Raw genomic sequence first — 19,491 nt, 5'->3', positions numbered from 1 at the left:
ATTATGGCTGACGAACGACGGATGACCACCGATCGATTCTTCGGTGGCGTTGACGGACGACTCGCCAATCTCCAGGCAATGCTCACGTACGTCCATGCCGAAAATCCGAATCAGAAGGATCTCTGGGCATGGTTACGGTCGAACACAGCCGCGAGGAGCGACTCAACGATCGAGATGTACCTCCAGTTCGTTCGTGCAATTGATTTGCTTGAACGCCATGATGACACCTATACGAGTACCGCTCATGGAAAGGCGTTTGCTGAGACCGGTGACCCGCAATTGATTTTCAACGTGCTCACCGAGCACGTCAAAGGCTTCGAAACAATCCTCGTCGCAATCGATAGTGGAGCGCGAACGATAGAGGAAATCCAGAACCATCTACGTTGGATGTACCCCGATTATAGCTTGCCCACCGTAATCGTTGGACGGCATCTCGAATGGCTTTGTGCGGTGGGTGCCGTCGAGAAACACGACGAGATGTACCCCCTAACTGGCTTCGGACAAATAGAAGCTCGAAAGCTAGATCTGGCTCAGTGGCTCGATTTTAGCTCTGAGACACTGGACCTAGGATGGCGTTACAGGTGACTGTGTTTGGAGCACAGTAATTCATGAAACTGTAAGATATCGATGGTAAAATTTATTCATCCTTCTCAACTTGTCTATATTCAGGTAAGCAAACCTATGACGGAACATTTCTCCGGAGGAGATGAGAAAACCGCTGCAAAGCTCGTTAGTCATGAAGAGTATCTTGACGTGTACACGACGATACTTGACATACATTGGGATACTGGCTTGTGGTATATCGATACTCATGCAGGCACTGGTAAAACCATAGTCAACGATAATGGGTTAACTATCGACGGATCTGCTATCCAAGCCATCGAGAACTATTCCGACTACTTCGAGCGATTTTACCTCTACGAACTCAGCGAAGACCACTTCCATAAGCTCCATGAAACACTTGCTGACCGCTTTAGACTCGAATTTGATGTCTACGAGACTCCAAGTGAGGATCATGATTTCCTCGTTGCAGCATGTGATAACCCATATATCCGTATCATGCAAATGGATTCAAATGAAGGCGTGAACTTTCTCGCTGAACATTCGAGATCGAATCCGCACTGGTTCGCTTTTATTGACCCGAAAGGGTTGACCGCTAAACGCTCTACACTCGACACTTTGCTCGAACGAGGAAACGTGGACATTCTCCTCAACTATCAGTCTACCGGGGTTATGCGTAGTGCAGCCGCTGAACATTCCAGAGATGCTGTCCGTCGAACCATGGGCGACGATGAATGGCCACGAGCTGGAAGTGCTGAAGAGTATGTTCAACTATTCAAAGAAAAACTCGACGAAAATCGGGCTATTCGACCGGTACTTACGAAAGATCTCGTTTCCCCACACGATGAGCGGTGTCGCTTTGATCTCGTATTTGCTTGTAAAAACGATGGTGCAAGGAACGCAATGGAGGATATAATGAATCAAGATACCCTTTGGGAGAAAGCGTCAAACCGAATGGGGCAATCTGGCCTTGGGGATTTTGTATAAGTTAATCTGCCGTAACGCTATGTCGTTCTAACTTCGGTGGCTTAGTGGATGGTAGTTCCCGCTCTCCAAACGGTTCCGGAGATTGACGATGTCGCCACTTTTCTATCCACTTGGCCTCATCCGGTGAAACATAATTTCGCAAATTCTTGTCCGGCCATAAATGAACTGGTAAATCTAACTCCTCACCGAGTTCTTGTACCCACCGAAGGTGCTTCATCGCGTATTCTGCCCACCGCTCACGGTTTTGGAGTTTCGATAATTCCTGTGCGAGCTTTTCCTGCCCTGCCTCTCGGGCAGCATCAACCGTCATTTCAAAATTCGCCCCCCGTGGGTTAATTGGTTCATGAAAAACCACCGCTGGATTACATGCTGCAATCTGCTTGAGTTGCATGCGAAGATCGTCTTTATCGAGAGTAGGATAGGTCGGGCTCATACTGACGTATGTTTGAACACCAAGATCGTCAAACTCTATAAGACCACGTAGTCGGTGTTCAGGAGATGGCGCTCGCGGTTCAATTGCTGCGACACTTTCTGAATGTAAGCAAGGTATTGACGAGCCAATTGTGACGTACTCACCTGCTTCTTGGAACACGTCATGGTCCTGTAACGCCAAGATCGGATTCCGGCTTAAAACCCGTGTATATTTTTCATTTTCAGTAAGGGTTTGCACTGCATCACGGGTAATCGCCCCTGCTCTTCCATCCATATAGCAGTCAGTAGAGAATGAGATACCTACAACTCCACAACCGCGACGGGTTTGTTTCCATTTCTGTTTTCTATCAAGATGGTTGCTAAGTCGCTCAGGGAGGTTATCCCGGTAGAGAACGTAGTTCCCCCATTCTCGTTGTGCATCGTTTACCCCCGCTTGTTCTTTAAGCATATCTGGTCGTGTTCTGACTGCGGGAGTGGAAGGGACATAGCAGAACTTACATCCATGCCGACATCCAGTGGCTACGTTTACCACATAGTCACAGAGGTGTTTACTGTTTAGTCCCGATTCACTTAGGACTGCTTTCGTAGGATCGTCCCCTGTGTTTACTTGCTTTTGTGACATGGGTTACACCTATGATTGCTTTCTAAGCAGGTGTCTTACTAGTGTTTTAACAGCTCATCCAAAAAAACTGCCGGCATGGACTGAAAGTGGAATATTACTTCTATTTTCCTTTGCCATTAAATCGTAAGCATGGGTTCATATCCTCCGAAATGGCGTCGAGTCGGACATTAGTTTGTCTCCGTCCCATCCGTCTAGTCTTCAAACAGAACCGAAGCTGACGCCAGCAGTAACGTTCGACCGACGTGCAGCTGTTGTCTCCATCAGAATCTGCATCGTGAACTGATGTAAATCATGAGGAACAAAACATTCTTTCTTATATGATAGATGATTGAGGTATGCTCACTCCACATACAAGGGTATATGCGAAAACGATTGGATGGCTACGGATGAAGCTCGGACTATGGGAACCCCTCACACCGAAGGGCCACTCAGCACATGCAAAGAGAACGCATAAAAACCGACTCCGACGGGTACCTGCGTGGGTAATCGACGCTCAAACCAGCTATTACGAGGGGTATCTAGACAAGTACAGACAACGCCCATACGACCAGACGAAGTACTTCAACGGAGATAGTTTCGTGTACCGCGTGCATTTCGACGCTGTCGCATAGGGAGATAAAGGAACGGGTTTACCGGAGACGACGAGCATCACGTACCTCGCGGCTGTTGGCACGAATCAGACCGTCGTTCCTCTGAGGTTCCCCCAAGGCCAAAAATTTAGAAAAATCGCATGGAGTTACTATCTCCTGTATCTCACCCTGAATCGCGTTTTTCGAGGGGAGGGGTACCCCGAGGGTGTATCCTGTTACTTCCCGTAGCTGGACACTGCTGCCGTGGAGAGACAAAGCAAAAGTGCTGTGGTGGATGACACGGAGACAATGCTCAAATCGACAGCAGGCACAAGTACGACGCGAGAAATGGATTTCTACGACGAAGCAAACGTACAGAAACAGCAGCGTTGAGCTTCATACTCCACTTTCACTGGACTACAGAGGTTTTTGTCGTCTCCCGAAGCGTATCCGGTGAAGTCCATGATGGCAGGGGGATGCGTCCTGTGACGGGTTGGAATCAACGGTCAGGAGACCGACCGTATTTATGTACGGCTCCGGGCTGTACGGTCAATTCGTACCGAGAAGTGGTCCGATGGGCGCTGCAGGAGTTGAAGTTGCGATAACGTTGTCGGAAGCCGGATAATCACGACTGACCAGAAAACATAGTTTCATTTCTGTTACTCTAAACTTAGGAGTTTTATTTCACCGAACGGTGTCCTAGACGGCACTAGATCTGTTTTTCCATCCACTCTTGGCCTTTATCAGTGATTTCATAGAGCGCAGTTTCTTCGTGTCGATATTGGACAAGATCATAAGCACGAAGCCATCGTAAACGTTCTCCAATGTAATTTTCGTGTTTTTCAAGCCGTGACGCCAAGGAGCCCCGGGTTTCACGACCTTTAACTAGTAGTTCAAGAATAGCGATATCGGTTTCATTGAGATTATCTGGAGACTCCATAGATACGAAGTTTATTGGCATTACTCTTCACCGTTGGGGATGGAATACACTGGTGTGCGAGTTGCGGGTAGAAAGTTTTAAACAGCACACATTGATATACAACTTCGAGATACAAAGTTTTAATGTGATGGATATACTAGTAGTAACTGAGCGCGGAACGCCTTGCAGAAAGGCCGGCGCTGGAATCGCCGACCGCGCTTCTGGGAACCAGAAGCATGACTAGCAATACCCTTTCCGTAGAAAAACGCATCGACTACCAACCACCCGTTCTCGGGGGACACAACTAATGGCGTCATTCGACGAGAAACCCAACGGCGGCGCTCTCTCCGTCGAGGCCCATCTGGGCGAAACCACCTTCCACCCCGTCAAACGCTTCGAACCCACACCCGAAACCGCTGCCCAGGACCCCGACCAACCCACGCCCACTACCGACGAGGAGATCACCTGGGCGTACCTCGTCGAACTCCGCGTGGGCTTTCAAACTCGAACCAAAACCACTAGCCAAGAGCCCTACCTCTACTGCATTTACGCCACCCAAGACTGCCAGCGATTCTTCGAACGCCGCTGCCCGATCGACTACGACGAAGAGGGCTTCCAAATTCCCGACGACACCGAAACCTACCGCTCGGTCGCCACCACCAAAACGGGCAATCCACAGCTCCCCTCGACACCACCGGGCGAAACCCACGCAGAAACCCGCAGGCACTACCAGCATATCCTCGAGCGATGCTACGACATCGACGCCACCCACACTACCACAACTGAGGTGTGCGCGTAAATGCACCCTACAGAACGCCCTCTCCAGAGAGCAACAGCCATCGGAGGTGATGGGCGATGACCCACACGCCCACCTCGATCACCCCCGACGAGATCGAAGACACGTTCGAACGCTGTCCCCACTGTGGAACCTACGCGGTGCAGATCACCGACTCCCATTACTGTGACAGCCGGTTCACCAGCAACCTCACCGATGCTGAACGCCACCAGCGCATCGCTGCTGACCCCTATCCTGCCGATGAGACGGTCGCTATCGTCGACCAGCAGGCAGGCGACGCCTTCGCCTATCACGAACTCGACGAGGACAACGAACCACTCTGTACGCTGCATACCGACAGCCCGCTCGAGTATTGCACTCGTGCAGCGGCACAAGACGATCAGTACGCACCCTGCCAACTCTGTCAGCGCCTTCGCCAAAAACGGGAGGCCGAGCAATGACCGACCAGCGGACGGTTCTCACACTGGAATGCACTGACCCGATCCAGATCCACACGGAGAAGCGCACACTGACGGGTGTCGTCTATCAGTGTGACCACCACGAGCCAGAGCTCTCCTGTCGTGGCCCCGAGCCCGGCGAGCACGTGCTGTACGTCGCCACGCCAACGCACGACCTCTATCGACTCCAGTACGCCTACTACAACGAGATTGAGCATACCAAGACAACGCTCGAGTACTACGATCTCTCACCGAGTGGGCGGTACACCTGGCTTCGGACGGGTGCGCGTGTCGAGTGCATCACCAACCCGACGGGAGGTGAGCAGGCGTGAGTACCGACCAGCACTCGATCATTCCCAAGCCACTGAATCCACGCAATGCCTACACACTCGTCCAGCAACTCTCGTCCGGTGATCGCGTTCGCATTACCACGACCGACTTGCCACGGACGATTCTCACGGTCAGAGAGACACACCCCGTAACGAGTCACGCACCACAATTGGTTCTGACGGCACCACCGGTGACGACGACGGCACAGGACGACATTCAGCAAGCCACCTACCACTGTACGGCCAGCCACGCCGATTCGCCAATGATTGTTCTCGAGTACACCTACACTACTACTAACACGACCGCCCGCTGTATTGGTTCGCTCACCACAATTGCGCATTTTCCGCGACTTTCCACGCCAACAGACGACATGGCGGTCAAACCGGAGGTGTCTGCGAATGAGTAACACCACTGCTTCCGGAGCGTCCAGTACGCTCGAAAACGTCTCGGTCACCGACCTCGCCAAGCATGTCCAATCACTTACCGATCGAATTGACGACCTCGAGCAAGAAGTCGCTGAGAAAGACGAACGAATCGACGAGCTTGAAGCACAGCAAGACCAGCGGTCTGCCATCGAGTTGCGAGACGCGGAGTCACCAAAAGACGCCGAAATAGAAGATATCTGGATTGCCGGCCATCCGATCGGCATCATGCTCCAGAACGCAAAAAATCGCGATAAGATGTTTCGCAACGCGTTGCTCTTGCTTGCTGGTTGGGACCGCGATATTGTCGAGGATAACACTGGAACAGACCTCCCGGACGGCGCACTCGACGATTGTGAAAATGCCGCTAATGGGAGTACGACAAGCGGTACAGTCGCAGCTGATCCAGAGCAACTCGTCCCGATCCACCGAAAGACCAAGGCACGGAAAACCGAGACCCACGACCTCTCGGGGAACAAGTATCGAGCGACCTTCGTGTGGCAAGCATTCCACGCGAGAGCGGTGAAAGAACAGGGTAATTGGAAGCTCTCGTCGGCACAAGTTCGGAACATCCTCGATGAATACGGGCTCGATACGAATCGGAACACCGTACGTCGAACCATGCAATTCGTCGCGAAACTCTCGAGTGAGAAGCCACAAGCCGAGCGTGATCCGCACGACCACGACAATCTAATCACACTCACGACTGGCGGATCGAAACTCACACTCATCGCCGATCAAGACGAGTGGGAAGCGTACATGACCCGCGTCAGCGAGCATCTCGAGGATAAGAAACGCGCTCAACAAGACGATCGGTTGGACTCGGTTACAGTCGAGGACGACGCTCTCTCGGACGCAACCCCAGTCACGAAAGCAACGGACAACGCGGTCGAGATGTCGAAGGACACTACAGACACGGAGGCCGTTACGCTGTCGTAACGCCCCCCACAGACGGGCGTAACACCACCACCCCCACAGCAATCGCGGAGATGAGGAACGGACGCAAATTGCGTCCGTTCTAATGCGTAATTATCGGTCGACTACTGTGGGGTGTAACGAATCCTTCTTTTCTCCTCGCGTTCGCGAGGCGAAAGAAGGACTCGTTGTGCGTTACACAGGCTGCTCGGCATGCGTTACGACAGTGTAACGTTAGTGGCTGTCCATGAGAGTACATAGGATTCTCAGGTGTCCCGGACCGACGGTGCCTGAATCGTTCAGCCATACAATTATCACCTAAGCGTACCGATTTATCCTGAGGAATCACCCCATGACGACGTACATAGTCTTCCTTCGCGGCATCAATGTCGGCGCTCATAACCGCATGAAGATGACTGATCTACGGGCACTGTTCGAGTCGCTCAACTACGAAAACGTCCAGACGTACATTCAAAGTGGAAATGTCGTATTCGAGACGGGTGTTAACGAAGAGACGATCCGCTCCAACGTCTCAGATGCCATTGCCGATACGTTCGGCTATGATATCGCCGCCATGGTCAGGACATCTGCTGAGCTCGCGGATGTTGTTGACAATCAGCCGTTCGATGAGCCCGATAACGATTCCATCAAACGCTATGTCACGTTCCTGAACGAGGAACCGACAGACAAACAGCACGAGAAACTACTAGGTGCCCAGAGCGAAGCGGAATCATTCGAAATCCGCGGTCGCAATGTCTATAGCCAGCTTAACAAGGCGAAATTGGGAGACGGCCGGTTCACCGACACGGGTCAGAAGTTAGGAATGGCAGCTACGCGTCGGAACTGGAACGTGGTAACGGCGGTCTTGGAACTCCAAGACTAACAGCATAAGCGACACTGGTCTCAAGACTATGTGGACGGTATCGTCTGTGAAAAAGCACTCACTGGTGGTGTCCACCCGTTGTGACTAAGGGTGAAGGATCCACGGTGTGAGAACGTCTCGATATTCGCTGGTTTGGATGGACGTGATGGGAAACCGCGGTTTGGTTGCGACTGAACTGCGTTCCCCATGTTCCTGACGCACGCTGTCTCAGTCACAACTAAAAAAGAACCACCTTTTGTTTCATTAGTAGTGTCGTGGTATCTTACGGTAAGATCGTGGTTTCATTCGTGGTGCCGGTCACAACAGGTGCGACCAATCAAACGAGAGTATCAACAGAAAAGCCGAGAACAAGCACGGAAACGGAGATTCAGGAATGAGAGACAAATCTGCAATCTAAGAAAGCATAGCACTACAATAGTGCTAGTGGCTCTACTCTTGATGCCGATAACGGGAACTATATTCAAACTCTGTGACAACAGGTAAATGATCAGATCGATAGTTTCCTTCCTGCACGTCGAACGTTCGATACCAATCAACGGTGGCAGTGTCAAGCGTGAAGATATAGTCGATTCGATCCTTAATATCGTTCATGAATCCGTGAAAAATACCCCACGGACCATATACAGAGTCTGTATCAACTTCTCTTCGAGGATCGAATAAGGGACTCTCGGTACTATCACCTGTCCCAGTCATAACACCATCAACCACGTGATGGCAGACAATACCTTTACAGCTCTGGTGTTACGCCATGTCCTGGACCAGCGATATCATGAATTGGTCCGTCACTCATCTGGATGACGTCGTCTGCAAGAAGGCGATTCCCATCGAGATCAACATACGAGAACGCACCCGTGCCGGCGACTATATGTGCACTCGTGTGGATTCCAATAGCACTTTCGAGCATACATCCGATCATCAAATCAAGATCAGCACCCTGAGCAATAGCGACGATATCAGCAGTAGCGAGAGGCCCTGACTTTCCAAGCTTCACGTTGATAATATCGGCAGCGTTCTCGGTGACGACTCGAATGGCATCCTGTGGTGTGAATACCGTCTCGTCTGCAGCGATTGGTACGGCAACCCGTCCCCGAGCGTCAGCCAAGCCAGCGACGTCCGTTGCCTGAACTGGTTGTTCGATAAGGTCGAGGTGAATGCCCCGATCAGCTACACGATCTGCAAACCAAGCTGTTTCTTTAGGTGTCCAACCTTGATTGGCATCAACCTTGAGCGAGGCGTCCGGAGCTACCTCGCGAATGGCAACGACACGCTCGATGTCTTCTCTCACATCATTGCCAGTCTTAATCTTGAGATGGTTATAATCCGCCTCGGTGGCTTGCTGAGCGCGTGTGGCAGCCTCAGCCTGAGAAAGAATCGGAATTGTCATGTCGGTTTCAACTGACCGTGGCCTACTTCCGAACAATTCTGCGAGTGAGATATCTTGTTCCCGGCAGTATGCATCGAGAATTGCTGTTTCGACGGCGAACTTCGCTGAAGGTGTATTCGGAAATGTTTGGTGAATCTCTTGAATGATGAGACGATAGTCATCTGTGAAGCGGCCTTCAACAAGCTCCGCCATTGCTTGTGCCGCTTTGAGAGTGACAGCTTGAGTTTCACCAGTAACAGGCGGTAGTGGCGAGCCTTCACCGTAGCCTGTAACTCCGGCAGCCGTCTCTACCGTAACAAGCACGTTAGATGCTTCGTGCTGTGTACCGAGCGAAATCTCGAACGGTTCAGCAAGTGGGAGATCGAGGGCATCGGCTGTCAGCGCTATGATCTCGCTCATGCGTGCACCCCGAGAGCTGTTTCTACAGCGTCGAGCAGTTCAGCCGGTCCGTCTTCCTCGTAAACGTTGACAGCAGGTAAACCATAGCGCGCTCGTTCGACGTCAGGAGTCCCCCACGTCGAAATAGCAGCGACCGTCGCATCCGATAGCGTCTCGATGAGCTGTTTCTCCTTCTCGACACCATCTATGGAGTAGCGGTCGAAATGAGTCCGCTGTGTGCGGTTGGGGTCATCGGCAAGTACAACCGCATCTGGCCACGACCCATGCAGAACACCGAGTGTCACACTCGAATACGCGCGATGGGTGAGAGACGCCTGTCCTTCGACGAAAATGAGATCATGGTCTTGGGCGACTGTTGTCACCATATCTTCTACGATACCGGCGGTGAAGTCTGCCGGAACGCGATCAACTACGACGCCCTGATGTGCTCCAACCATGATTCCAGTCTGGCCGGTGGCAATCCATCCGGGGTTTCGACCCGCTTCACGGGCAGCCTTATAGAGCTCAAACGTCGTTGTCCGTTTACCGACGGCACAATCCGTTCCAAGCGTGAGGACGACTGTGGCATCGATCTTATCCACCGATCCGTCACCGACTCGGAGGTTATTGCTTACGGGTGGTTTGCGGACATCGAAGATCCGAACACCATGTTTATCGGCCAGCGAGGCCCAGTGATTGTCGTCGCTGAGGAACACATGGAGCCCAGAAACCACATCACAACCGGCCGTGATGGCATTCTCGATATCGTCAATCCAAGTCTCGGGGAGCCTCCCACCGGCAGGAGCAACCCCGATGACAAGCGCTTCTACCTCTGGTACGACGTCAAGGGCGTCGATGACAGATTCTACAATGGGAATATCGGGAGTGTTGGGGTTCCCGAGGACGGTGCTCGGACTTTGTCCAGCGGTTTCAGAGTCAACGATTGCTTTAGCGTCGAATACTTCGCTGTGCATCAAGACTCCGTTGGCAGTTTTGCCACCTAGCTTGCCGAATTCACCCTCCGCAAGGATAATCGTTGGAACAGGAACGTCAAACGATTCTCGCAAATTCATATGTATCCCTTTATCAGTAATATCTACCTAAAATAACACCACCTCATATAGAGGGGAGGAAAAACCCAGGCACTCAAAACGTGTACTCTCGATAAATAATAAATCCTGAGTTATTAACTAATCTACGCGGTAGCGATTGAGCGCATCCTCGTTCAATGTAACTCCTAATCCAGGAGTATCTGGAACGGTGAACGTATCTCCATCTGGTGTCCACCGTCCCCGTTCTTCGATGAGCGAATTGACGGCGTGAATATTCAATATTCCAGTTGGGTAGATTATCGCGGGTGAAGTGGCGGCGAAGTGAGCATTGGCCGCGGCACCGACGCCCAGTTCGAGCATACTGCCCATGAAACAGGGGAGACCGTGTGCGTCGGCGACGACGGCGACGTCACATGCTCTAACTAGACCCCCTGTCTTTGCGAGCTTGATATTGATGATGTCACATACACCCTGGCGAGCGAGGGTTGCAGCGTCAGCTGGTGAGAAACATGACTCGTCAGCCAAGACTGGAACATCGGTCGCCTGACGTACCCGTTTCAACCCCTCGATATCGTCGAACGGAACAGGTTGCTCTATCAGTGTTAACCCATCAGCTACCTCATCGAGTGCACGAACACGGTTTACGGCCTCAGCAACTGACCAACCTTGGTTAGCGTCAATACGAATTCGCGCATCTGGAATCGACTCCGCGATGGTCGCGATTGTCTCTTGCTCCGCGTCGAAGTCTGGCCCTCCAACTTTCACTTTGAAAGCGGTATATCCTGCCTCACGCGCGTCACGAACTTCTTTACGTACTTTGTCGGGCGTTTTAATGCCGATTGAGTAGTGGAGATCGATTGATGGGTCGTTGTCGGGAGCCCCTCCTAAGAGGTCGTACACTGGCAAATTGCGAATCTTACCCAGTGCGTCATGTAATGCCATATCAACCCCATACAAAGGGAAGGGTTCACCCGAGAGAGCTCGTTCAGCTCGATCCACGAAGTTTCGGATACGATGAATAGGCTCATTTTCGACGAGAGGAGCAATCTTCTCCTGGATCAGATCGACAACAGCAGTGCGCGTTAGTCCGTGTGGCCATGTTGCTAACGGTGCCACTTCACCGAGACCGACAACGCCTGTATCAGTTACCACCCTCACGAGGACGTGATCGTGGGGTCCTTGGCCACCGGTCGTCACTGAGAGACTTGTCTCGTATGGCGTTTCAGTTGGAACAGAGACGGGGATAGCTTCGACCGTTGTAACACGATTTGTCACGTGCGAATCACCTCCCCTGGTCTGGTCTCAGTGTGTTCACCGTCTTCGACCACAAACGTCCCATTGACGAGCACATGTTCGATGCCAGCAGGGTAGTTAGCCGGATCAAGGAAGTTGCCCGTCTGTTGGATCGTCTCGGGATCAAAAACAGTAAGATCAGCTCGTGCCCCTTCCTTGAGTATCCCTCGATCGTCAAGTCCTAATCGAGCGGCAGGCATCCCCGTCATTTTGTGGATCGCTCGCTCCAGGGAAACAACTTCTCGTTCACGGACGTATGTTCCAAGAACGCGTGGGAAAGTGCCATAATTTCGGGGATGAGGGACGCCTTCGCCCAATGGCCCACATGGACAAAGCGATGACCCATCACTGCCGATCATAGTGAGGTCGTGACGCATGACGGTTTCAACGTCATCCTCGTCCATTCCGAAGTTAACGTGCATTGTCCGATTTTCGTCCTCTAGGACGATGTCGAGTAAGATCTCTGCAGGATCTCGACGCTCATTATCTCGATCGGCGAGCTCAGCAATTGTCTTTCCCTGGTATTCCTTTAAATCCGGGTTCTGGACGTTCGTCACGAGGATCCCGTCCCAGTCGCTCGCTCTGTCAGAGGCAAGCTCCTCTCGGATTTGACTACGAACCGCCGGATCGCGAAGGCGTTGGTGGAGTGCAGAGTCGCCCCCGTCATGCGCCCAGTTGGGCAAGAGCGCACCGAGACTGGTTGACGATGCGACGTAGGGGTATTGATCGCACTGCACCTCCACACCATCGCGTTGGCGGGCATATTCCATCCGGCGGAGCGTATAGCGGACCTTCCCCCAATTGTCAGGACCGATGGCTTTGTGGTGAGAGACTTGTACCGGGACATCAGCGCGACGACCGACCTCAAGTGTTTCCTCGACGCTTCCGATGAGATCATTACTCTCCGAGCGCATGTGAGTGGCGTAGATACCTCCGTGCTCGGCTGCTACCTCAGCAAGTGCGACGACTTCGTCAGTATTGGCGTAGCAACCTGGTGAGTAAAAGAGTCCAGTCGAAAGACCGACGGCACCCTCTTCCATGGCCTGGGCGACAAGATCTCGCATTTCGTCAAGTTCACTCGACGTAGGCGCGCGATCTTCGTACCCAATCACAGCGGCGCGGACATTGCCGTGACCGACCAGTGAGCCAACGGAGAGTGAAAGTCCATCTCGTTCAAGGTACTCAAGATATCCGGCCATTGATTCCCACTCACTAGCGTTAACTTCGTCGGCGAGACCGTTGCTTGCGAACCACTCATCGACAGCTCGGTTAGCAGCGCCGTATCACGGGGCAGCACTCGTCCCACAGTTTCCGACAATCTCGAGAGTGACCCCTTGCCTGACTTTACTGTGGGCAGTACGATTGGCTGGAAGCGTAAAATCGGAATGCGTGTGAATGTCGATGAATCCCGGGGCGATCACATTCGCTTTGAGGTCAATCACCGTATCCGCATTGTCATGTACCCAACCAACAGCCGCGACTCGACCGTCTGTTACTGCGACATCACCTCGATACCACGGTGACCCGGTACCGTCAACAATCCGTGCGTTTTGGAACACTACGTCGTAGCTCATCGATTAATAGTCGATAACCTCCTTCTAAAGTATGCTACCGCATAAGGAAGGGGGTACTCCGATCAACCGTGATAGAAATATTCTTGGAAGAAACAACAAGATCCCTACGTGCAGAATGGTATTGGATGGGAATCCCAGGAAGGATTTGTGCCTGCAGCCGTCTTAAGAAATGAAACCAACGTACATTGCGAAGAGTGAGTACACCAGTGTTATGCCGAGAAAAAGCGTTTCATTGACTGATAAAGAAACGTACACAGCGATAAAGAAGGGATAGGGTAGCGCGATTAGAAGCGTCTCGATTATATACCACTGCCGAGGGGTAACACCGAGTCTCTCTCGGATCCGATCACGTAAAAGCGGTTCCCGCATTGTTGGTGGCGGACCCAAATCGTTGTCATTACCGTTGAACTCTGTCTGATCGTTAATATTGCCGTCAGAGTCGTTCTCTTTGATCAAGGATTCAGGGAGAGACCACCCTTGGTACTTTGTTTCGTTCCTGTTGTCGAGATCGTCGTTCATCGCGTTACCTCATGCATCTCAATTGACGCTATAAATCGTTCGGAACTGATCATAGTTCCGAAGACATAGCCTCCGGCCTTGAACAGACCGCCATCGACAGGATATTCAAGCAACTGACTTTTCGAGTATGTGGCGGTCGTACTCCATATATTGGACTCCTGCAAGATAAAAGAGGAAAACATACAGTTGTTCATGTATATATACTGATCACTCCTCATCTTCCCTCGCGTCCAGTGGAAGATCGTTCGAATCAACGAGCGCGTATTCGCAGCTCTCACACCGGCGACTTCCGACTAGCGAGCGACCGCCACAACAGGTGACGGTTTGAGCGTCGAGTTCCGTGTACGGTGTTTTACACGATGGGCATCTTGGTAATCCATATCGTACAAGTGCGAGCAACATCATCCGGTCGTGATCCGATCGCACCTCCCAATCCGACAAGATGGTGGAGAGATATTCTGCGCTGGCAGCGTCGATCGCTGCAATTGGCCTAGCCTCCCATTGACGTGTTGTCATCTGTTCGACGTTGGAAACAAACCAATTTTCTCCGCCACTCAATGAGCGGCGAACAGTAGTCTCAACGGCGTCTGGGAACACATCGAGTACCACCGTATCTAGCATCTTCGGGTTTGCTACCAGAACCTCAGCGCGCTCACAGATTCTATCAGCAGAAGCCTTCGCGAGAATAAGATCGTCATTGAGCACTTCGGAGGCGATCAATGCCTCAGTTGCTGAATGGGCCGATGGGGAAGCAGTTTTCCAAAACGTACTAATAACTGATTCGGGAAGCTTGCCGGTCAGTGTAGGCGTTCCAGGAACCAGATATCCTCGTACGCCGATTACGATCGTCCCGATAATGACAGCAAATATTGCAATATCGGCGCGCCCAATACCGGCAAGTACACCAGCAAAGAGGAAAGTCAGACCAATGTTTAGCACCGCACACGGCCAGCACCGATTCTGACCAGTGTAGGCTGGGTTCTGGTATCGCATACCGACTTACTCGGATTCAGCACCGTAAACGCACCACCCACTATACTGGGGGGTGAGTTCAAGCCTCTTTAGTCACTCGCTCATTCATATGGACATCCAGGACGTACTTAGTGCTGCTGAAAGGGTTGCCGAGCGCGATAGTGAACGCCGTGAAACTTTCAGAACAGAATTTGGCGCATTTGAGAATGGTGACTTGGAAATCTTCGACGAGACCCGTACCATTCTCGCCCGTGAACATGGCGCATTGGATGAGCTGAGCGATGCGCTCGAAACAGAGAAAGAGAACATAGATGAACTGGTCGATTACACCGAATTCCTTACTGCCGACCAGGCGGTGCGTCACCGAAAAGAAGTCGTCGAGAAACTCACAACGCACAATGAACTCCTGTGGGAGTTCTCAAATGAAATGTCAGCAGCACTTGAGACGGTCGAATCAAATCTCGACGTTTTGGAGAATGACGGACAAGCCGCCGTCGAAAGAGATCCACAGCAGCATTTAGAACACGCCCAGGAGGTCCTCGAACAGCACAATAAAACCGTTGATGGATTGGATACGAATATGACAATCCTGAATGCGTATTTGATCTAACTAACCCGTATTTTTAGATTCTAAAACGTATCTCATATACGCGGAGGTCTTGTATGCTCTTTCACATTATATTACTACAATCTGCTTCGATGGATACCCCCTCTATAGTAGGTGGTGTGTATAAGCGCAAACTCGCGATAATTTGTTTGTATATGTCTAGCAGTCGACGCAGCTTCATGCAAAAAATGGGCGCCACCGGCGCAGCCATCGGGAGCGTCAGCATCGCTGGCTGTGCTAGCGGTGATTCCAAAGGTAACAAGAACGAGGCAGTGAACAAAAAGGTAGAGAAAAATCTCCCGAAGGATCGCAAGATCGGAAAAAAGGTTCACCTCAGTAACACAGAGAAATACTGGGCGGAACGGTACCAAGCGAACGTAGTGGTTGACAAATGGTTTCGGGAGAAGCTTGGTGTCCCAATCCAGACCAAACCAGTCGAGATTACCGTACTGACTTCTCGGGAAGATAAAGGTGACTTCGACCTTACCACCTACAATTGGTGTGCAGATAACGGTGACCCAGATGGAATCATAGTGAATCGATTCCATAAGGATGGGTCGGAGAACGACTACGGCTTCAATAACAAGAAGTACAACAAGGTGGCGATGGAACAGCGTCGCGAAACTGACCAGAAAAAGCGGCAAGAGCTTGTTTTTGAATGCCAGAAGATCCTAGGCGAACAGCGCCCAGAGAACCAATACTTGTACAACGTCTACCCGTACACGTACAACAATGAACGAATCAAGAAAGATTCGATCGTCGTCACTGTCACAGGACTTCGTAACATCTGGAATTACACCCAGATAGAGCCTAATAACGACGACGGGAAGACAATCGTTACAAACAACTGGGATCCCTCGGATCAGCTGAATCCCCTCCACATAAACGGCATTGGACCGAGTCGGAACTGGACGCCGATTCGCTTCATGCACGATTTCCTCATTCGTCCCGATAAAAATCAGAAACCGACGCCATGGGCGGCAAAGGACTACGAGTGGAAAGACAAAACGACGCTCAATGTCAATCTGAAGAGTGGAATGACCTTCCACGACGGTAAGCCTGTGACTGCAGACGATGTCACGTACACGTTCAATTTGATTCTCGAGACTGAGCCGCCGGCTTACACGAACAACGTCGTCAGTGTTGTTAAGAGTGTCAAGAAGACTGGGAACCTCTCGGTGCAGTTCAAACTGGAGGAACCCTATGCTCCATTCTTGTCCACTACGCTTGGATTGACACCAATTCTCCCCAAACATTACTGGACGAAACTCCTGAAAAAGATGGGTAACGAGAAGACACCATGGAAGGTTTCTATTGGGAACAAGAATCCGATCATCGCCAGTGGCCCATTCAAGTGGGGAACGTGGGATCAAGGTTCGAAATTTGAGATGCCGGCGTTCAAAGAGCACTCATTTGCAGCACCGAAAATCGACAAGCGGGTACAAAAGCCGCTATCGACTCGTGACGCCGAACTCGAGACGATGAAAAACGGCGACTACGACCTTCTAGACTATTGGCATGGAAGTCCCTCGTCACTCAAAGAGACAGTCAATAAGACAAAGCATCTCACATTGATCCAGAATTCAGATGACTGTCGGCAGGCGTGTTGGATGAACACCGAACATCAACCCTTCGATGATGTTGCATTCAGACAAGCGGCAAACGCGCTCATCATGAGTGCGCAGGAAATTATCATCAACGAAGTATATGATGGCTTTGGAAACAAGGCGGCATCTCCCATCAACAAGACGCTGAAGTTCTGGCACAATCCCGATACGCCCTGGTTTAAGGACGGTGTCAAGGGAGCGGTTGAGATCCTCAAAGACGCAGGGTACGTATGGGATGAGCAGGGGAGCCTATACTATCCGAAAGGAAAGACCAGCAACTGATCCCAGTCGACTTGCTTATAAATGATTGACAAGAGATACCTGGTGCGACGCTTCCTGCTGATGGTCGTCTCGTTGTTCACCGTGATTACGATCCTGTTTTTCTTATTCAGGATGGTTCCCGGTGGACCGATGTCCGCGATCATGAGTCCTCGGATGAGTCCAGAGGCGAAGCGACAGGTCGCCGAGCAATTTGGATTGAACGAACCACTCTGGAAACAATACTTGCTGTACATGCAGAACGTCCTCCAACTCGACTTTGGACGGTCGTTCTACTACAGTCGCCCTGTGACGACCATTATCGCAGATCGATTCATTAACACGATGAGCATGATGCTTACTGCGTTCCTCATCTCTTACACCGTCGGTGTGTATTTCGGCGCACACCTTGGATGGATACGAGGGTCGGGAAAGGAGCGCGCTGGCATGCTCGTCGTTCTCTTCGTGCGTTCACTACCGGTGTTCTGGACCGGAATGATCGTGCTCTACGTGTTCGCGTTCCATCTCAATCTCTTCCCCTTGGGTGGGATGAGAAGCGTGAACGCAAACTACTCTGGGACAGTGGAAAAACTGCTAAGTCCTGATTTCCTCTACCACTTAGCTTTGCCGGTATTCACACTCTGTACCTACTACACTGGGTTACCACTCCTGTTGATGCGGAATAATCTCCTCGAAGTACTCTCGGAGGATTACATCGATACCGCCCGGGCGAAAGGGCTTTCCAATCGTCGTATCCTGTTCAACCACGCAGCACGGAATGCGGTTCTACCGGTTATTACCGCGTTCGCCATTGCGATCGGCTTCGCCGTCGGCGGGCAGGTGCTCATCGAGACGGTGTTCTCTTGGCCTGGGCTCGGACGGGAAATGGTGCAAGCCGCACTCAGAAGCGATTACCCATTGGCACAGGGTGCGTTTGCACTGCTGTCGGTGATTGTCATTACGATGAACTTCGTCGCGGACGTTACCTACACGATCCTCGATCCACGTGTCAAACTCGGAGGGGAATAGTTCATGAGCGAAGAAACGGTGCATCCTGCGAAGCGAACAGATACCGAGACGAAACAAGGTTGGCAACGGTTTGTTCAAAACCTTCGTCGATCGGCCATCGAGCAGGCAAAGGTATTCAGTGAGTCGAGAATGGCGATGGCCGGACTCACCATCATTACGTTCTATATCCTAATTGCCCTCTTAGCCCCATATATTGCTCCGTACGGCCCCTACGAGCGGATCTACACTGCCAATGGTGGATGGGCGGATCTCCAGCCACCAAGTCTAGCTCACCCTCTGGGAACGACAAAGGCGGCCCACGACGTATTTTCTCAACTCCTCCTTGGCACACGCATCGCGATGTTCGTCGGAATATTAGGTGCATTCATGGTCGCCGTCATCGGCACCATTGTCGGCATCATTGCCGGATACTATGGCGGATGGGTCGATGAGGTTGTCATGCGTGTCGTGGACATCCTCTACGGTCTGCCGTTCATTCCGTTCGTTATTGTTCTCGTGACAGTGTTGGGTGCGAGCGTCTGGAATATCATCCTTGGTATTGCACTCCTCTACTGGCTCTCGACGGCTCGTGTCGTCCGTTCCGAGGTGTTAACGGTACGCGAACGGCCGTACGTCGAAGCTGCACGGGCAGCAGGTGCCAGCAACTTTCGTATCATGCTCGTTCACATCCTGCCCAACGTCATTCCGCTGTCAGCGCTGTACGCAGCGATAGCGGTCGGTTATTCTATCGTCGCACAGGCAAGCATCGCCTTCCTCGGTTTCGGCGATCCGTCCATTCCATCGTGGGGTGTCATGCTCCAGCGAGCATTCGTTACGCAGTCGTTTGGGGAGGCATGGTGGTGGGTGTTCCCGCCGGGTCTCTCAATCACATTAGTCGTGATGGGCGCATATCTCGTTGGTCGAGGATACGAGGAAATCGTTAATCCACAACTCAGGGAATCATAG

The 19,491-nt window shown here is 51.7% G+C and carries 20 protein-coding genes; 12 read left to right on the top strand and 8 right to left on the bottom strand.

Annotation, left to right across the window (positions count from 1 at the left end; all coding sequences use genetic code 11):
* Positions 1-3 precede the first annotated feature (3 nt).
* Together LIW51_RS35790 and tcmP are read left to right on the top strand one after the other, a co-directional pair.
* Entirely contained in the window at positions 4-585 is a 582-nt protein-coding gene (locus tag LIW51_RS35790) for a double winged helix-containing putative transcriptional regulator (protein ID WP_227380300.1), read from the top strand.
* A 96-nt stretch (positions 586-681) separates the two neighbouring features.
* A complete protein-coding gene (gene tcmP / locus LIW51_RS35785; RefSeq protein ID WP_227380299.1) occupies positions 682-1,548 on the top strand; it encodes a three-Cys-motif partner protein TcmP in 867 nt (288 codons plus the stop codon).
* A gap of 1 nt (position 1,549) precedes the next feature.
* Here the strand turns inward: tcmP and LIW51_RS35780 are convergent, their stop codons facing one another.
* On the bottom strand, positions 1,550-2,428 hold the full coding sequence (locus LIW51_RS35780) for a radical SAM family protein (protein ID WP_227380298.1): 879 nt from the start codon (positions 2,426-2,428) through the stop codon (positions 1,550-1,552).
* Between the two features lie 1,452 nt (positions 2,429-3,880).
* Positions 3,881-4,111: a helix-turn-helix domain-containing protein gene (locus LIW51_RS35775; RefSeq protein ID WP_227380297.1), complete on the bottom strand. Its 231-nt coding sequence runs from the start codon at positions 4,109-4,111 to the stop codon at positions 3,881-3,883.
* A gap of 286 nt (positions 4,112-4,397) precedes the next feature.
* On the opposite strand from LIW51_RS35775, the gene LIW51_RS35770 reads away from it, so the two are divergent.
* The 6 genes from LIW51_RS35770 to LIW51_RS35745 all read left to right on the top strand — a co-directional run bounded on the left by LIW51_RS35770 (position 4,398) and on the right by LIW51_RS35745 (position 7,873).
* Positions 4,398-4,889, top strand: a complete 492-nt coding sequence (locus tag LIW51_RS35770; protein ID WP_227380296.1) for a hypothetical protein — start codon at positions 4,398-4,400, stop codon at positions 4,887-4,889.
* 56 nt (positions 4,890-4,945) lie between these two features.
* The gene (locus tag LIW51_RS35765) at positions 4,946-5,326 is read left to right on the top strand and encodes a hypothetical protein (RefSeq protein WP_227380295.1); all 381 of its coding nucleotides are present in this window, start codon (positions 4,946-4,948) and stop codon (positions 5,324-5,326) included.
* Positions 5,323-5,655 (top strand): hypothetical protein, encoded by a 333-nt coding sequence (locus tag LIW51_RS35760; protein WP_227380294.1) that lies wholly within the window; start codon positions 5,323-5,325, stop codon positions 5,653-5,655. The genes LIW51_RS35765 and LIW51_RS35760 overlap by 4 nt, the downstream gene beginning before the upstream one ends.
* On the top strand, positions 5,652-6,059 hold the full coding sequence (locus tag LIW51_RS35755; protein ID WP_227380293.1) for a hypothetical protein: 408 nt from the start codon (positions 5,652-5,654) through the stop codon (positions 6,057-6,059). The genes LIW51_RS35760 and LIW51_RS35755 overlap by 4 nt, the downstream gene beginning before the upstream one ends.
* The gene (locus LIW51_RS35750; RefSeq protein WP_227380292.1) at positions 6,052-7,014 is read left to right on the top strand and encodes a hypothetical protein; all 963 of its coding nucleotides are present in this window, start codon (positions 6,052-6,054) and stop codon (positions 7,012-7,014) included. Before LIW51_RS35755 ends, LIW51_RS35750 begins: the two co-directional genes overlap by 8 nt.
* Before the next feature lie 328 nt (positions 7,015-7,342).
* A complete protein-coding gene (locus LIW51_RS35745; RefSeq protein WP_227380291.1) occupies positions 7,343-7,873 on the top strand; it encodes a DUF1697 domain-containing protein in 531 nt (176 codons plus the stop codon).
* Positions 7,874-8,600: 727 nt separating this feature from the next.
* On the opposite strand, the gene LIW51_RS35740 is transcribed toward LIW51_RS35745, so the two are convergent.
* From LIW51_RS35740 to LIW51_RS35715, 6 genes are all read right to left on the bottom strand, one after another.
* Positions 8,601-9,656, bottom strand: a complete 1,056-nt coding sequence (locus tag LIW51_RS35740) for a dipeptide epimerase (RefSeq protein WP_227380290.1) — start codon at positions 9,654-9,656, stop codon at positions 8,601-8,603.
* Positions 9,653-10,708: an N-acetyltransferase DgcN family protein gene (locus tag LIW51_RS35735; protein ID WP_227380289.1), complete on the bottom strand. Its 1,056-nt coding sequence runs from the start codon at positions 10,706-10,708 to the stop codon at positions 9,653-9,655. Before LIW51_RS35735 ends, LIW51_RS35740 begins: the two co-directional genes overlap by 4 nt.
* A gap of 117 nt (positions 10,709-10,825) precedes the next feature.
* Positions 10,826-11,962 carry a mandelate racemase/muconate lactonizing enzyme family protein gene (locus LIW51_RS35730; RefSeq protein ID WP_227380288.1) on the bottom strand — a complete coding sequence of 379 codons (1,137 nt, stop codon included), beginning with the start codon at positions 11,960-11,962 and terminating at the stop codon, positions 10,826-10,828.
* Positions 11,959-13,179 (bottom strand): N-acyl-D-amino-acid deacylase family protein, encoded by a 1,221-nt coding sequence (locus tag LIW51_RS35725; protein ID WP_368411905.1) that lies wholly within the window; start codon positions 13,177-13,179, stop codon positions 11,959-11,961. The genes LIW51_RS35730 and LIW51_RS35725 overlap by 4 nt, the downstream gene beginning before the upstream one ends.
* 537 nt (positions 13,180-13,716) lie before the next feature.
* On the bottom strand, positions 13,717-14,073 hold the full coding sequence (locus LIW51_RS35720; protein ID WP_227380287.1) for a hypothetical protein: 357 nt from the start codon (positions 14,071-14,073) through the stop codon (positions 13,717-13,719).
* A gap of 207 nt (positions 14,074-14,280) precedes the next feature.
* A complete protein-coding gene (locus tag LIW51_RS35715; protein WP_497007425.1) occupies positions 14,281-15,066 on the bottom strand; it encodes a DUF8054 domain-containing protein in 786 nt (261 codons plus the stop codon).
* An 88-nt stretch (positions 15,067-15,154) separates the two neighbouring features.
* Here LIW51_RS35715 and LIW51_RS35710 point away from each other — a divergent pair, with 88 nt between their 5' ends.
* From LIW51_RS35710 to LIW51_RS35695, 4 genes are all read left to right on the top strand, one after another.
* Positions 15,155-15,655: a hypothetical protein gene (locus LIW51_RS35710; protein WP_227380285.1), complete on the top strand. Its 501-nt coding sequence runs from the start codon at positions 15,155-15,157 to the stop codon at positions 15,653-15,655.
* Positions 15,656-15,840: 185 nt separating this feature from the next.
* Entirely contained in the window at positions 15,841-17,541 is a 1,701-nt protein-coding gene (locus LIW51_RS35705) for an ABC transporter substrate-binding protein (protein WP_227380284.1), read from the top strand.
* Between the two features lie 21 nt (positions 17,542-17,562).
* Positions 17,563-18,546, top strand: a complete 984-nt coding sequence (locus tag LIW51_RS35700; protein WP_227380283.1) for an ABC transporter permease — start codon at positions 17,563-17,565, stop codon at positions 18,544-18,546.
* A 3-nt stretch (positions 18,547-18,549) separates the two neighbouring features.
* Positions 18,550-19,491 carry an ABC transporter permease gene (locus LIW51_RS35695; RefSeq protein WP_227380282.1) on the top strand — a complete coding sequence of 314 codons (942 nt, stop codon included), beginning with the start codon at positions 18,550-18,552 and terminating at the stop codon, positions 19,489-19,491.

Origin of the sequence: Haladaptatus halobius, assembly GCF_020618475.1 — an archaeon.
In the GTDB taxonomy this organism is placed as follows: domain Archaea; phylum Halobacteriota; class Halobacteria; order Halobacteriales; family Haladaptataceae; genus Haladaptatus; species Haladaptatus halobius.
The sequence above is the reverse complement of the archived record's forward strand: the minus strand, read 5'-3'. Positions and strand labels throughout refer to the sequence as shown.